General features: G+C 53.9%; 15 protein-coding genes and 1 pseudogene. 7 read left to right on the top strand and 9 right to left on the bottom strand.

The window, feature by feature from the left end:
- Positions 1 to 39: 39 nt before the first annotated feature.
- The 5 genes and pseudogenes from C7476_RS18625 to C7476_RS28780 form a co-directional block, all read right to left on the bottom strand.
- Complete coding sequence (locus C7476_RS18625) at positions 40 to 1278, bottom strand: urea ABC transporter substrate-binding protein (RefSeq protein WP_114431370.1); 1239 nt, start codon at positions 1276 to 1278, stop codon at positions 40 to 42.
- A 35-nt stretch (positions 1279 to 1313) separates the two neighbouring features.
- Entirely contained in the window at positions 1314 to 1979 is a 666-nt protein-coding gene (locus C7476_RS18630) for an ANTAR domain-containing response regulator (protein WP_114431371.1), read from the bottom strand.
- Positions 1976 to 3136: a transporter substrate-binding domain-containing protein gene (locus C7476_RS18635; protein WP_114431372.1), complete on the bottom strand. Its 1161-nt coding sequence runs from the start codon at positions 3134 to 3136 to the stop codon at positions 1976 to 1978. Before C7476_RS18635 ends, C7476_RS18630 begins: the two co-directional genes overlap by 4 nt.
- 608 nt (positions 3137 to 3744) lie before the next feature.
- Positions 3745 to 3981, bottom strand: coding sequence for a DUF1127 domain-containing protein (locus C7476_RS18640; RefSeq protein WP_114431373.1), 237 nt, complete (start codon positions 3979 to 3981; stop codon positions 3745 to 3747).
- 546 nt (positions 3982 to 4527) lie between these two features.
- A pseudogene (locus C7476_RS28780) lies at positions 4528 to 4775 on the bottom strand (hypothetical protein); the annotation flags it as partial.
- Between the two features lie 259 nt (positions 4776 to 5034).
- On the opposite strand from C7476_RS28780, the gene C7476_RS18650 reads away from it, so the two are divergent.
- The gene (locus tag C7476_RS18650) at positions 5035 to 7152 is read left to right on the top strand and encodes a bifunctional diguanylate cyclase/phosphodiesterase (RefSeq protein ID WP_245426416.1); all 2118 of its coding nucleotides are present in this window, start codon (positions 5035 to 5037) and stop codon (positions 7150 to 7152) included.
- Between the two features lie 150 nt (positions 7153 to 7302).
- Positions 7303 to 8001, top strand: a complete 699-nt coding sequence (locus C7476_RS18655) for an IS6 family transposase (RefSeq protein ID WP_114431376.1) — start codon at positions 7303 to 7305, stop codon at positions 7999 to 8001.
- Between the two features lie 37 nt (positions 8002 to 8038).
- On the opposite strand, the gene C7476_RS29500 is transcribed toward C7476_RS18655, so the two are convergent.
- Positions 8039 to 8314 carry a putative quinol monooxygenase gene (locus C7476_RS29500; protein WP_425374004.1) on the bottom strand — a complete coding sequence of 92 codons (276 nt, stop codon included), beginning with the start codon at positions 8312 to 8314 and terminating at the stop codon, positions 8039 to 8041.
- Positions 8315 to 8693: 379 nt separating this feature from the next.
- Here C7476_RS29500 and C7476_RS18665 point away from each other — a divergent pair, with 379 nt between their 5' ends.
- On the top strand, positions 8694 to 9527 hold the full coding sequence (locus tag C7476_RS18665; protein WP_114431377.1) for a universal stress protein: 834 nt from the start codon (positions 8694 to 8696) through the stop codon (positions 9525 to 9527).
- A gap of 189 nt (positions 9528 to 9716) precedes the next feature.
- Here C7476_RS18665 and C7476_RS18670 read toward each other — a convergent pair whose 3' ends face one another.
- Positions 9717 to 10115, bottom strand: coding sequence for a hypothetical protein (locus tag C7476_RS18670; protein ID WP_114431378.1), 399 nt, complete (start codon positions 10113 to 10115; stop codon positions 9717 to 9719).
- Between the two features lie 203 nt (positions 10116 to 10318).
- On the opposite strand from C7476_RS18670, the gene C7476_RS18675 reads away from it, so the two are divergent.
- The 3 genes from C7476_RS18675 (at position 10319) to C7476_RS18685 (ending at position 11497) form a co-directional block, all read left to right on the top strand.
- The gene (locus C7476_RS18675; protein ID WP_114431379.1) at positions 10319 to 10552 is read left to right on the top strand and encodes a hypothetical protein; all 234 of its coding nucleotides are present in this window, start codon (positions 10319 to 10321) and stop codon (positions 10550 to 10552) included.
- A gap of 88 nt (positions 10553 to 10640) precedes the next feature.
- A complete protein-coding gene (locus C7476_RS18680) occupies positions 10641 to 11051 on the top strand; it encodes a YeeE/YedE family protein (RefSeq protein WP_114431380.1) in 411 nt (136 codons plus the stop codon).
- Complete coding sequence (locus C7476_RS18685; RefSeq protein ID WP_114431381.1) at positions 11048 to 11497, top strand: YeeE/YedE family protein; 450 nt, start codon at positions 11048 to 11050, stop codon at positions 11495 to 11497. Before C7476_RS18680 ends, C7476_RS18685 begins: the two co-directional genes overlap by 4 nt.
- 42 nt (positions 11498 to 11539) lie before the next feature.
- On the opposite strand, the gene C7476_RS18690 is transcribed toward C7476_RS18685, so the two are convergent.
- Positions 11540 to 11986, bottom strand: a complete 447-nt coding sequence (locus tag C7476_RS18690) for a pyridoxamine 5'-phosphate oxidase family protein (protein ID WP_114431382.1) — start codon at positions 11984 to 11986, stop codon at positions 11540 to 11542.
- A gap of 40 nt (positions 11987 to 12026) precedes the next feature.
- Positions 12027 to 12863: a universal stress protein gene (locus tag C7476_RS18695; RefSeq protein ID WP_114431383.1), complete on the bottom strand. Its 837-nt coding sequence runs from the start codon at positions 12861 to 12863 to the stop codon at positions 12027 to 12029.
- Positions 12864 to 13035: 172 nt separating this feature from the next.
- Between C7476_RS18695 and C7476_RS18700 the strand changes: the two genes are divergently transcribed.
- Positions 13036 to 13257, top strand: a complete 222-nt coding sequence (locus C7476_RS18700) for a hypothetical protein (protein WP_147274683.1) — start codon at positions 13036 to 13038, stop codon at positions 13255 to 13257.
- The last annotated feature ends 110 nt before the right edge of the window (positions 13258 to 13367 follow it).

Genomic DNA, 13367 nt, shown 5'->3' on the forward strand with positions numbered 1-13367 from the left:
ACGCGGCAGAAAGCAGTCCGCGACGGCCGTTCGACGTTGTTACTTGGTAGCAACAGGGGGATTCGAAGGCGTATATTGCGCGCTCGGGTCACTCTTCGTCAGATCGCAGCCTGCATCTCCGAGCCAGTAGGGCTTCACGTCCTTCCAGACCTTTGGAAAGTCGATCGTATGATCTTCACCCACATGCGCCAGATAGATCGTATGTGACATATGCTGGCTCTTGGGGTCTATGCACACCTTTCCCTCTGGTGCATCAAAACACACATCGCCCTGTGCGATAACCTTGCGGATATCATCCCGCTTGGTGGATTTCGCCCGTTCAACCATCTGCTTGTAGAGATAGACTGCAGAATAGGAGTTCTCTGCTTCCTGGTTGATATAGGGTTCGTTGGGGAATTTTTTATGCCACTTCTCGACGAAGGCCTTGCTGGCGGGCGTATCGACTTCCTCGATATAGTTGACAGTCGCATACATATTGGCAAGGCTGGGAGCTTTGAACCGCTTATGTTCATAGCCCTGACCAACATTGACGGAAGAGGCCATGGGAACCTTCAGGTTCGCAGCACCAGCCTGTTCATAATAGGACGCCTGAGCTGTCCCCACGAGCAACGTTACAAGCACGTCAGGCTTCGCGGTCTGAATATTCTGGATGGTTTGCGAGAATTGCGAAACGCCAAGCGGGATGAATTCCTCGCCGACCATTTCGCCGCCATGCTCCTTGACGATATTCCGAACCCATTCAGCCGATATCTGACCGAAATTATAGTCAGCTGCGATCGTATAGACCTTCTTTCCGTACTTTTCGATCATATAGGGGATGAGTGTGGAAAACTGCTGTTCTGGGACCGCCCCCGTTACAACCATATTTGCATCGCATACGCCGCCTTCATATTGGTTGTTGTAGAAGGCGAAACCGTCAAACTGGTTGACAATCGGGCGATAAGCCTCGCGGGAGGCTGATGAAAACCCGGCAAATACCGCATCGACCTTGTCTCGCTGCAGGACACGTCGCATGAACTCCTGGTAACGCGTGTTGTCCGACTGAGTGTCGTAGACGACCAATTCCAGCGGCCGACCGTCGATGCCGCCCGCGGCGTTGATCTCCGCAGTTGCCAGTTGAATACCGTGAACCTTGCCGATCGTCGCGACCGCGAAATCTCCGGATTGATCTTCCAGCACGCCAAGCTTGATAGGTGTCTTTTCCTGTGCAGCCGCCGGCCCTGAAAAAGGCAATAGGATGCCGAGCACCGCGAGGGTGCTGATTAGATGTCTCGCCATTTTTAACTCCGTTGATATTTGAAAGTTTTGGTTTCTCAGCCCTTCAGAGCTTGCCGTTCCCCGTGTGCGTTTTCATTCTTGTCTTGTTCTTGTCTTAAACCGAGCATGTACTCACAATAATCTTCTATACTTAAACGCGCACGCATGCTCTCTTTGCGCAGCAGGTCATAAGCAACATCTTCATCAATATTGCGGATATTCATGAGAGAAACCACTGCCTTGATTACTACCGCGCGCCTTCTACGCTTCTCGTACAGAACATCTACCGCATCGACCAATATTTCCTTGCGATTATACTCGTTGACACCGAGAAAAAGTGCCGAATAGACCGCGCCACCATAAACCGGCTTCGCCAGAAAAGCAGTTGCCCCAAGCAACAATAGGGCTTTAAGCCGGCTGGGTGCCTCAATACCAACAAGCCCTACTACCGGAGCGGGTGGAAGCGCACTCCTCCCCGCCCCGCGCAAGCAACGCCAATCCATCGGAAGCGTCATGTCGCCATCGATAAACAGGATATCGCGATCGGCATTGATATTTTCAAAAGGCAAGACCACTGGTGCAGCCGGACTGTGACCGATGAGCTCTGATTGAAGACCAAGCTTTTTCAATGTAGGCGCAAGCGCTTCCGTTGAGCGCTCGGGCAGGGCACAGATCAGCGCTCTGTACCCACTGAAATTCTGAACCAGACGATGTGTTTTCATGACACGATCCTCACCAAAGGCTGGCGTTGCAGTGGCTCCAGTGCAGCCGAAGAATGGACCATGTACGGATCTGGACGAACTGATTTCCGGGCCTCCACGAGAACCTCAAACATATAGTCGGAACGTGAGCGACCGATACGTGGCGTGAGGTAGGCATGGAGCGTTTCCGGATCGATCATTACAGGTCCCTGAGGGGCGTCAAAACTCTGAAGAACGACTGAACGCTTGACCGAATTGACTTCAGCGCTTCCGACAGCAGCGATGGCGTTTGCGAGAAGGGAGACCGCAATATAGGCCGCTTCGGCCTCGGCGGAAACGACGGGACCATCAGGAAACGCGTCGTTGTAGGCTGCCACGAATTGTTTGTTGCGTTTGCCTGGAAGGGAGGAAAAATACACGCTGGAACTGATGTGGCCATCTGCGGCATCAGGACCGATCTCTACCAGTTCCGGCTCTGAAAGATTGCAGCTTGCCACCGGAAACCGCGCAACCTGATTGATCCCTCTTTCGGCACAGGCAAGACGAAACTTTTTAAAGAATGCATAGGAGGATTCACCAATCAGAGCGTTGAAAACGAAATCGGGTTCGGCTCGAAAAATCGCGTCTATGACGTTATCCATATCGGTGTCACCGACAGGAACATACCGTTCGGCCAAAATTGCCCCACCACGTTTTTGCAGACCTTCGCGCAGCACGCGGTTGCTTTCCCAACCCCATATGTAGTTCGACCCGACGCAGAAAGCTCGCCGACCAAAATTCGTAAAAAGGTAGTCAATCAGCGGCGACATATGATGGTTCGGCGAAGCACCGGTATAGATCACGCCTGTTGAACTTTCGAAACCTTCATAGTGAGTTGGGTACCATAGCAGGCCATCCCACTTTTCAATTAGCGGAATAACCTCCTTGCGGCTCGAAGAGGTATAGCAACCAACAATGTGCTTAATGCCTTGATCTAACATTGTTTGCACCGCCGATGCATAAGCAGCCAGATTACCTTCTGGGTTGATGGCATGGGGCTCTAGATGGACGGCGATATCGTCGCGATGATTGATCTGCTCACACGCCAGATTTGCACCGTTCATCAACGTCCGTGCTACTGTTCCATAGGAGCCGGTACTCGAAAACAGAAGACCAATTGGTACGTTGATCCGGTTCATGTTAAGCCCAAAACAGAAAACCCCTCAGCAAATTTATGCTGCGGGGGCCAAGTTGCCAGCTATGAATATGGTGTAATGGCGCGTATATGAGCATCGTTGCTCAGCGCTTATTTTTTAGGCTAGCAGCGTTGTTTTCCTCTGTCAATCAAGAAATGCGATGCATCCGTATTGATCTAGCATGTCGGACTGCGGTGTTGTACTTGCGGCCTAATAGTTGAAAGCGGTGATTGCTCATTCCTCAGCGTCTGGGGGCGCGGAGGCATATTTGGCTGACGCGGAAAGCGCGGTCGCCACCCAATCTCGCTTCCTCCTAGCGATCGAAGGTCTACGCGAGGAAGTCTCGCGGCAATAAACGATGCCGGAATCAAAGTCTTCCCAACGGCCGCACCATCGAAGACGATGACACCGTTCGTAGCGCGAATATGGTTTTCCAAAAAGTCTTCGTTTGGAACAATCCGCTCTCCAACAAATCCTTCGAGACGGCATGCACTATTTCCATAAGCTGCGATCGTACGTCTTGCCGCCGATATTGAATGAGGCAATCCAAAAACGGAGCGAAGGGCATCACTGTCGCCCCTCCTCGCTCCCTCCTCCTCAACCACGGTCGCTTACCAAGGCCGGGTAAGGATAAGCCAAAGGGGAAAACTGGGCGCTTCCGCGCTATCGGGAAGGCCGATATCGCGAAGCATGTGATGTGACAGGTGGGAGGTGTGGTTCTTCGTTTGATGGCGCCGCCAGATAGCCAGGATCAACGCATACGCGGTGTTCCAGGCGCCGAATTTTTGGCACAGTTCATCAACCGTTGCCGCAAGGGTATCACCAACTAACGCTTGTGCTTCGCGCATGATTTTCCTGTCCGGTGCAACGACGCAGCCCGTCCTCTCGAAGGTCAAAAGACGCGCGGATGCGGACGCGGAAATGCGAACAGTCGCTCCGTCAGCCAGTCACGTCAGGGGAATGGGAAATGCCAAACGGCAGAATTTCGGGGCCTAAAAGCCCCGGTGCCAATGCCGGCTTGGTCGAGATGCACGTCGCATCGAAGCCAACATGGCCGCTCCATCGCAGAGGCGGGCAAACATGAGAATAGGTATCATTTCACGCCTCCTCTGAGTTGATTGCGAGTGGCATCACGGTACACGACATTGTCTGATAGACAAGCATGCAATTTCGCTTGCAGACGTGGCGCAGGATTTCGTTGCACAAGAGCAACACCATTTCAGGGACGCTTACGCCTTGCTTGGCCACGTTTGATCCCTTCCATGATCCTGTTTAACGCAGTTGTTGAGTACTTACTCGACCTGATGCGGTATTCGCTGAAAAGAACTCGACCCTAGTCGCCAAGGCTGTCGATTGCCCGGATAAGTACATCCATTGTCTCGAACTTTGACCTATGTCTCATCGATATGCCGTTTACCGGTCACAGCACGTTTTGCGCTTGTTGAACCGCTCATGCAATCGCGAAGAGAAGCGCAAAACCCATCCATGCACAGTCGAATGATCGAAATGGTATTGCGCTCTTCTATCTTTTCTTCCAGGTCGCGCAGGCTCAGCCCATGCGCAAGATACCAGCGCACCACAGCAGAATGGCCGATCGCTCGAAATGATGCTCTTTGGCCCTGCAATATGATTGGAAACACATATCTCAGTCAAATTGTTAAAGCATTTGCGCTAGAGTCCCCTAGCGAAGGTAGCGTAAATTGCCAAACTCCCGCTGGCTATTGTCTCCGCCTCTTTTCGACTAAAGACTTTGATTTTTAACGGCCGAATGCGAGTCCTCTTTAATGACTGATATTGCCCCGACGTCACCAAGGTTCCTGTTCAGGGCGACTTTGCCAATTTTTGGCATTGCCATAGCTGTTTGCTTTGCAATTTTCGCGCTGCTCGCATGGTCAAGTCGCATGACTGATCAGATTGCTGCTGAGCGGCAGGAACGGCTGCTCGCCTTGGTACTATCGCAGGCGCAGTTCTCGGTCGCTCATGACCAGGAAAGCGCGACCGTCTGGGATGATGCGATCCGCCAGGTCAAGAGCCCCGACAGTGCGGAGTGGCTGAACAACAATCTTGGCGGCTGGATGACCACGTATTTTGGTCATGATGTGGTCTATGTTCTAGACGGAAAAGACAATGTTCTGTACGCCTTTGCTGATGGCAAGCAGATCGATCGAGCTGCCTATGATAGCGTTGAGCCCAGCGTTGCGCCGCTCGCATCAAAGCTCAGGCAATCCTTGCGGCATCCCGATCCCAACGGATATGGCGACCGGGTGTTAAGCGCCGGCGCCTCGGAGATTTTGACCTTGGATAGCCGGCCGGCAATCGTCAGCGTCAAGCCGATTGTCTCTGACAGCGGCAACATTTCACAGACGGTTGATGAAACCTACCTGCACGTTTCCGTTCGTTATCTCGACAAGAGTTTCATAGAAGACCTTGCGCGGGACTATCTTTTTGCTGGCCTGCGGTACTCCTCACAAGACACGTTGGACGCCGGCGAGTATAATTATCCCCTTCGGTCGACCACCGGGAACACCATCGGATATTTCATCTGGCAGCCCTATCGCCCCGGCTCCACGGTCATGACGCAAATTGGCCCGGCATTTGTCGGCATTGTGTTGTTGATGTTGGGCATCATGGCGATCCTCCTGGTGGTGCTGCGCCTGAGGTCCGCCAAGCTGCACGACAGCGAAGAGCGGATGAACTTTCTCGCACTGCATGATTCCATGACCAGTCTGCCCAACCGGGCACATTTCAACGACAAGCTCGATGAGGCACTGTCAACCATCAGGAATGCCACGGTGGCGGTGCTGTATCTTGATCTCGACAGATTCAAGCAGGTCAACGACACACTCGGACACCCGGTGGGTGATGAGCTCATCCGGCAGTTCACGAAGCGCCTGAAAGACATCATCGACCACAAGACTTTCATGGCCCGGGTCGGGGGCGATGAATTCACGATCATTGTTCCCAACTTCGCACCACTTTCGGCGCTCGAAGCGCTTTGCGAGCAAATAATCACCGTTGTCCGGTATCCATTCGATATTGATGGAAATCATATCTTCATCGGGGTCAGCATAGGCGTCGCCACCGCGCCACTAGACGGCACCGGGAGCGACGAGCTTGTCAGAAAGGCCGATATAGCGCTCTATCACGCAAAGGCCGCCGGTCGCAGCCGGTTTGCGGTGTTTGGTAAAGAGATGGACGCCATGCTGCAGCAGCGCCGCGCCTTGGAACGCGAGTTGCGTAAGGCCGTGCAGTCGGAAACCCAGATAAAGGTTGAGTATCAACCGCTTTATTCCGCCGAGGAACAGCGTATCACCGGAGTTGAGGCTCTCCTGCGTTGGCAACATCCAGAGCGCGGCTGGATTTCGCCGGAAGTGTTCATACCCATAGCCGAAGAAGCAGGCCTGATCGAAGCGTTAGGCGAACGTGTCCTGCGGCAGGCTTGCTCAGAATCGAGGTCATGGCCAATCCAGACCCTCGCAGTAAACGTGTCGGCAGTCGAATTGAGGAATCCGGCCTATGCGATGAAAGTTGCCAAACTGCTATTGGCAATCGGAATGGATCCTCGCCGGCTCGAGCTGGAGATTACGGAAAGTACTCTTACCGACAGCGCCGGGCATTGCGAACACAACATCAGGGCGCTTCGCGCATTGGGTGTGACCATCGCGCTTGACGATTTTGGAACGGGCTTTTCGTCACTTGGACGACTGCAGCAGCTTGAAGTCGATCGCATTAAAATTGACCGAAGCTTTGTTCAGGGCTTCGGCCGCTCGGCCAATGACGAAGATATTGTCAAAGCCATTGTTAATCTTGCCCACGCAAAAGGTCTTCGCACGACAGCGGAAGGCGTGGAAACAACTGAGCAAAGTGACTATCTACGCCAGATCGGCTGCGATGATCTCCAAGGCTTTCTTCTGTCCCGTCCTATGTCCCCGGTGGGCATCGAACGCCTGCTGCGCGTCTCTGGTTCACTTGATCCGCTTGTTCCAACCCCGCACGGCAAAAGCGGTGGGAATCCATGAGTCCGATTGTGTGAAGGGAATGGCGGAACCTACGCTGGAACGATAGCGGACCTGCGACGCCACTGAGTTGCAACCATCAGAGGTGCTGTCGCAAACTGTTTTATAACCTGATTGGCGGTATGTGCTTTCCATCAATTCCGGAGGCACGACATGTTCAAGGGACGCCATTTTGATCGCTCTGTGATCCTACTGTGCGTGCGGTGGTATCTGGCGTATGGGTTAAGCCTTCGCGATTTGGAAGAAATGATGGCGGAACGCGGTATTAGCGTTGATCATTCAACGGTGCATCGCTGGGTGACCCACTTCTCACCCCAACTGCTTGAGCGGTTCAACAGGCGCAAGCGTGCTGTGACCAGGAAATGGCATGTGGATGAAACTTACGTCAAAGCCCGCGGTCGTTGGACGTATCTCTACCGCGCCATCGATAGTGTTGGCGACACGGTAGAGTTCTGGTTCAGCGAACATCGCGATCTGCCGGCCGCGAAGCAGTTCTTCAGGAAAGCGCTAACCCGCCATGGGCGACCAGATCGTGTCGTCATCGACGGCAGTCAAACCAACCGTGAAGCTATCGTTTCCTGCGACACGACAAATCGCTTGCAGGATCGCTCCCGGCGCAAACTGAAGACGATCTCGATCAGGAAAAGTCCATATTTGAATAACCGGATTGAACAGGATCACCGACGAATCAAGCGCCGTGTTCGACTGATGCTTGGCTTCAAATCCATAATCGCCGCTAACATCATACTGTCCGGAATTGAACTGGTTCACATGATGCGTAAGCGACAGGCGAGGTTTGCCTTCGATCCAAATCCATCACTGGCCGAGCAATTCGACATGTTAGCAGCTTGACCACTGGCTGCAAAAACCAATCGCATCGCGTCTAGAATCAGAATTTGCGACAGAACCGGCGCGCGAACCAAGACCGCACATGCGGCGTCTGGTTGTGCGCTTCGAAGTCGGCTTGGCTGGCGAAGATCTCATAGAAAATGAAATGCCCGGGCGCCTCGCGGCTTTCCTGAAGGAAGTTCGGCGCGGACTTTCGGCACGAGCGATAACGTGATAGCGCGCAGCACATCCTCCTTGCCAGGCTTGGCGCGAACCTGCGCGACGACGGCATAGGCGGCGGCGGGCATATCGGCGTAGCGGAGAGGACGTCCTTCATAGCTTTTTGAACGAGCCCCCTTGGCGCAAAGCAAAAGATTGGCCGCTAAGCGCAGCTCAGAGCAGACAGGATTGTCCGTTAATCTTATTCAGCTGGCGCGAGTTGCGCCGGGGTCACTCCCGTGTCCGATCAAATGACGTGGGTCGAGCCGATTTCGGGAATGATGATGTCACCACCTGAAAATCGACACTAGAAGCAAATTTTCGGATTTAGATCCAACGAAGATCAATAGCCTACGCACATCAGCGAGCACATCCACAAACGACGTTGTTAGCCTGAGCAATTGCGTTGGATCAAAGCACAGGCCGGGGATAGACGCTAAGCTAAGACTAGAGGAAGCGACGCTCGTCCAGTCGTCCGAACGAACAGGAGAAAGCAGATGCGCACATTGGGATTTTTACCGTTGTTGACTTACCCCGACGCGAGTTCGGAGAAGTTCGTCATGAACGCCATCGCCGTGGCAAAACACCTCGATCTGGATGTATGCGCACATTGTATTTACGTGGACATCCCTGACGTTTCCACCGCGCTCTCCGGAATTTTACTGAACGTTCCGCAGATGATCCGGGAAGCTGAATATAAGAGCCGCGCGGCGGGGAAAAAATTGTTGGACGCTCTAAGGACCGCGGCTGTCGAAGCAGGTGTATCCGTAACGACAGTTGAAACAAATGCGCCTCCTTCTGGCATCGGTGAAATTGCTGCCTCACAGGCAAGATACGGTGACCTTTCCCTCATGGAATGGGATGCCACTGACTCTTCGACAAGGTTAATAGCCGAGGAAGTCCTCTTCGGCTCCGGCCGTCCTGTCGTCCTCCTTCCTTCTGCCATGACTGTTGGTGTTATCGACCATGTGATGATCGCCTGGGACGGGAGCCGGGTCGCCGCGCGCGCCCTCGCCGACGCAACGCCATTCTTGATGCGCGCGAAGCGAATCTCGGTTGCGACGGTGCTGGATGAAAAGCCCATCGACAAGAACATCGGCGAACGACTAGCGCTTGCATTACAGCGGCGCGGTCTCGACGCTGAGGTTCTCACTCTCCGCGTGGGGGACCGCGCGATTGGAGAGGCCATTCAGGCACATGCGCTGGAATTTGGAGTGCAACTTCTGGTCATGGGCGGGTTTGGTCATTCGCGTATCAGAGATTTCGTCCTGGGTGGCGCGACGGCAGACGTTTTGAACGATGTTCGCCTGCCAATCCTGTTTTCGCACTGAAAGGCGGCAGCGAGATCAGGCACACTGCGCCTAATAGCGGCTTACCCGCGCCCCAAGTAGCGATCGGCATTTGTGTTCATCGCCGCGTCTGCTCGTCGACAATAATGATGTATGCGGATGGTCGGCCGCGGTATGGCCTTCGTCAGACATTCGTGCGGGAAGCACTGAGTTTTTCTGATGGCAATTTCATCAATTCGCCGGCAACCGCCTTTTCTTCATCGGTTGGCGGGTTTCGTTGGCGTAAGCCGACGCTGCGTCGCGGCAAAATTCTGCGTAAACCCCAAACGTGTTGTGATACTTCTCTGAAGTGACCAGTTCGTCGATCAGCTTTACGTCCTGCTCGCAACGGCTTTGCACGAACGCCAGCGACTCGATTTGCAGGCGGATCAAGTCTTTTATCGAATGAGCCTGTATATGCACAGCTGCCATCGCCAATGTCCGGCTGGTCTGGGCAAAGGGAACCGAGTTAAACAGGGATACCGAGGGCTGAGATGCAAAGGCGTAAGACATATGGGATCCTTCGATCGAAGCCTGAAAGCAAAATGCAATCAGGTTATTGACCGTCGCATGCGGGTCGGGGCACTTCATTGATTTAGGTCAAACACGACGCACACAAATATTTCGACCTGCAAAAGCCTGGGTCTGGCAAACCTGAAACTGGTTCTAAGCATGGGCTCCAGCTTCTTTGACCGAGATCAAAGTGCAAGTTTTCGACCAGGCTAACATGGACGAGGGCTTTCTCCTTGATCCGGTAGAAGTCGCAAGGATTATCCTGCACGAAAGGACATCTGATGATCGCGAGACCGCAACGCTGCCTGAACGATCCCAAGCGTGCGGAGGATTGCGAACTGGCGATCCAATTGCGGTTGATGGAGCTGCTCAGCGACGCTTTCGCCGCGGGATGGGGAAAGCTTGAGGTGCTTGCCGCCATGAACAGAATTGCTGACCAGGCAGCCCTCAAGCTTGATGCCAAAGTTCAGGTCGACGTTGCCAGCTACTTGGGAAAGTTCAGCAGGAAGAGTTGATATAGGTGGTGATTGCCGTCCGATCTTCGCTATGCAAGGCATGTGACATAGCCCGAACACGGGCCTCAGCCAAGGATCGAGAATGGAAATGTACCGTTATTTGCCGGCCCTGATCGGCGGTATGCTGATCGGATTTTCCGCGACATTGTTTCTTCTGTTCAACGGCCGTGTGGCCGGCATCAGCGGAATTGTCGGGCGGTTGGCGCAGGGCGTCAACACAGGTCTCAATGCTGCGTTTGTCGCGGGACTGATGTTGGGCCCTGTCCTGTTCCATGGTTTGTTCGGTCGTTGGCCGGTCGTTGCGGTCACTTCATCTTGGCCGCTGATCATTTGCGCGGGATTTCTGGTTGGATTCGGGACACGGATGGGATCCGGCTGCACCAGCGGCCATGGTGTGCTCGGGCTCGCCCGCTTTTCACGCCGCTCGATGGTAGCAGTCATCACTTTCCTGGCCACGGGCATCGCCGGTGTGACGATCCTGAGGATTTCCGGGCTATGAAACATTCATGCGCACAACTAGCCGTAGCCCTGGTTTCGGGATCGGTGTTCGGTTTTGGACTATCCCTTTCCGGAATGCTGAATCCGCAACGTGTGCAAGGTTTCTTGGATATTTTTGGCGCATGGGACCCCAGCCTTGCTTTCGTTCTTGGGGGAGCGGTCACGGTGGCGGCACTCGGAGTCCAGATCATGCGGATATCCGGCCACCCCGTCCTGGAACCGAGTTACCACGTTCCAGCGAACCAGAAGATCGATGCGCCGCTGATCCTTGGCTCGACCATCTTTGGGATCGGGTGGGGCCTTGGAGGATTGTGCCCCGGCCCAGCAATGGCATTGTTGTCCATGGGATTGGTTAAGCCAACGGTTTTCGTCGTCTGCATGGTTGTCGGTATGCAGGTGCACGACCGTTTGCTTAGGGCGCGGTCAGGCACGGCAACAGCCAATTGACCTTCACCTGCTTGGCTGAGAGAAGACCTCACCTATGGGCGGTCACTTGATGGCCTTATGTCCCGTCTTGTCCGTGATCAGGATGCGAAAATAGACGGGCTCGAGCCGGCGCACATGATCGCGGATCACTGTTTTCACATAGGCTGGTTCCCACCATTCAGCTCGTTTGCTCAGAAGTCCATAGGCCGCGGTCCGTGCTTCGTTGGTGTCCTGGCCGTGCGTCAGTTCTTCGTATTGCCCCATGACGATGACGCTCTGCCAATCGTTGGTTGCAGAGACGTTGTCGAATTCCACGCAAACATTCGGATTGCTCCGCATCCATTCGACCTTGCGCCCGAATGTTGTGAATGCGTAGAGCGCACCAAAATGATGGGCAAAATTCAAAGGGACAATGTAGGGCTGGCCGTCATGTACACAGGCCAGCCGTCCCACGGTCGCGTTCTCGATCACTTGCATGATTTCGAATTGATTCATCTCGATAATTTGCATGGTGAACTACTCCCTGTTCGCGCTGTTACGATTTCCTTCTTCACCGTGCCATGAGGATGGGCAGGCTGGGATCCTCGATCATGGATCTGGTCACACCACCAAAGATCCACTCCCGCGTGCGGGAATGTCCGTACCCGCCCATGACGACGAGATCGGCAGAGATGTCCGTTGCATGTTGTTTGAGAACATCGGCGATCGGTTCGCCTCCGCTCGGAAGACGGTCCACGTCAACCTTGATTCCGTGATGGGCGAGATAGGCGGCGATGTCAGCACCCGGTTCTGGACCATTGGCGATCGAACTGGTGTCGGGATCAACTATGGTCACATGCACCGCTTCAGCCGATGCCATGATGTCAAGGGCCTCGCGAGCTGCTCTCGCGCATTCTACGCCAGAATCCCAGGCAAGTAAGACACGTTTGGGACGCAGCGTCGGCTTGGTGTCATGCGGAATCAGAAAGATCGGTCGACCGGACTCAAACAAAGCTCCGTCAATAACTTTACCTTTCAATGTTTCATGGGCTAATAGATCGGGACCAACAAGCGTCGCATCTGCATAGCGCGCGTGTCTACCAGCGATGCGCCCAACTCGTGCGGGTTCGGGATATTCGTCTGTTATAGTAGCCGAAATGCCGGCATCCCTGACAAGCATTTCCATGCCCTCGACCCGGCCTTTCAGAGCAGCGAGATCACGATGGCGCTCCTTCACCCATAGATCGGCGGTGCCAATGGGGTAGTCCCCGATCGGCGGCAAAGAGGCGACAGCGAAAACCATCACCGACAGTTGGGCGTTAATTTCCGAACAGAGGTCAATTGCAATCTTTAGATCGTTGTCGGTTTGATTGACCTCTACGACGCTGAGCAGGCTCTTGAAACGCATTTTGGTCCCTCCGAATGGAAACAACTTTTTCGTGGACCAACATTAGAGGCAAAGTCGGTAAGTCGGCATTGCGCTAGATCAATGCCTGAAAGACGTCTTGGCCCTAGATTCTGATGTGCGATGGACCGAGGCCTTATTCGGGATTTCAACGCACTATTCCATGGAGGAGAAAATGGAGTTGCACGATTTGAGAGGGCGACTCGGCAAGGTAAATGAAGATGCCGAAGCGCTTATTAGGGACATTCAAGAAATGCTTCGTTTGAGCAATATGTCGGGTAATCGTGAATGGATGGCAATGTTCAACGGGATGCTGAAGCGCTATAGAGATACCATCGAAGCCAATGAAGAAGTCATATTTAGGATCGATCATCATTTGACGTCGGCCGGAGACTGACTCGCCTGATCTTTCTAGGAGGCGCATCGACAGTTTGTACGGTAGTGGACGCCGTCACCACCCACGGCATGTTGTCGTCAACACTGTCCGAACCCATAAAACGGAATGCA

Origin of the sequence: Phyllobacterium bourgognense (assembly GCF_003337575.1) — a bacterium.
In the GTDB taxonomy this organism is placed as follows: Bacteria; Pseudomonadota; Alphaproteobacteria; order Rhizobiales; family Rhizobiaceae; genus Phyllobacterium; species Phyllobacterium bourgognense.

What these genes read in the sequence shown, in the direction of transcription:
- C7476_RS18625 (WP_114431370.1), bottom strand. Translation starts at nt 1,278, where the DNA reads ATGGCGAGACATCTAATCAGCACCCTCGCGGTGCTCGGCATCCTATTG.
- C7476_RS18630 (WP_114431371.1), bottom strand. Translation starts at nt 1,979, where the DNA reads ATGAAAACACATCGTCTGGTTCAGAATTTCAGTGGGTACAGAGCGCTG.
- C7476_RS18635 (WP_114431372.1), bottom strand. Translation starts at nt 3,136, where the DNA reads ATGAACCGGATCAACGTACCAATTGGTCTTCTGTTTTCGAGTACCGGC.
- C7476_RS18640 (WP_114431373.1), bottom strand. Translation starts at nt 3,981, where the DNA reads ATGCGCGAAGCACAAGCGTTAGTTGGTGATACCCTTGCGGCAACGGTT.
- C7476_RS18650 (WP_245426416.1), top strand. Translation starts at nt 5,035, where the DNA reads ATGACTGATCAGATTGCTGCTGAGCGGCAGGAACGGCTGCTCGCCTTG.
- C7476_RS18655 (WP_114431376.1), top strand. Translation starts at nt 7,303, where the DNA reads ATGTTCAAGGGACGCCATTTTGATCGCTCTGTGATCCTACTGTGCGTG.
- C7476_RS29500 (WP_425374004.1), bottom strand. Translation starts at nt 8,314, where the DNA reads ATGAAGGACGTCCTCTCCGCTACGCCGATATGCCCGCCGCCGCCTATG.
- C7476_RS18665 (WP_114431377.1), top strand. Translation starts at nt 8,694, where the DNA reads ATGCGCACATTGGGATTTTTACCGTTGTTGACTTACCCCGACGCGAGT.
- C7476_RS18670 (WP_114431378.1), bottom strand. Translation starts at nt 10,115, where the DNA reads ATGAAGTGCCCCGACCCGCATGCGACGGTCAATAACCTGATTGCATTT.
- C7476_RS18675 (WP_114431379.1), top strand. Translation starts at nt 10,319, where the DNA reads ATGATCGCGAGACCGCAACGCTGCCTGAACGATCCCAAGCGTGCGGAG.
- C7476_RS18680 (WP_114431380.1), top strand. Translation starts at nt 10,641, where the DNA reads ATGTACCGTTATTTGCCGGCCCTGATCGGCGGTATGCTGATCGGATTT.
- C7476_RS18685 (WP_114431381.1), top strand. Translation starts at nt 11,048, where the DNA reads ATGAAACATTCATGCGCACAACTAGCCGTAGCCCTGGTTTCGGGATCG.
- C7476_RS18690 (WP_114431382.1), bottom strand. Translation starts at nt 11,986, where the DNA reads ATGCAAATTATCGAGATGAATCAATTCGAAATCATGCAAGTGATCGAG.
- C7476_RS18695 (WP_114431383.1), bottom strand. Translation starts at nt 12,863, where the DNA reads ATGCGTTTCAAGAGCCTGCTCAGCGTCGTAGAGGTCAATCAAACCGAC.
- C7476_RS18700 (WP_147274683.1), top strand. Translation starts at nt 13,036, where the DNA reads ATGGAGTTGCACGATTTGAGAGGGCGACTCGGCAAGGTAAATGAAGAT.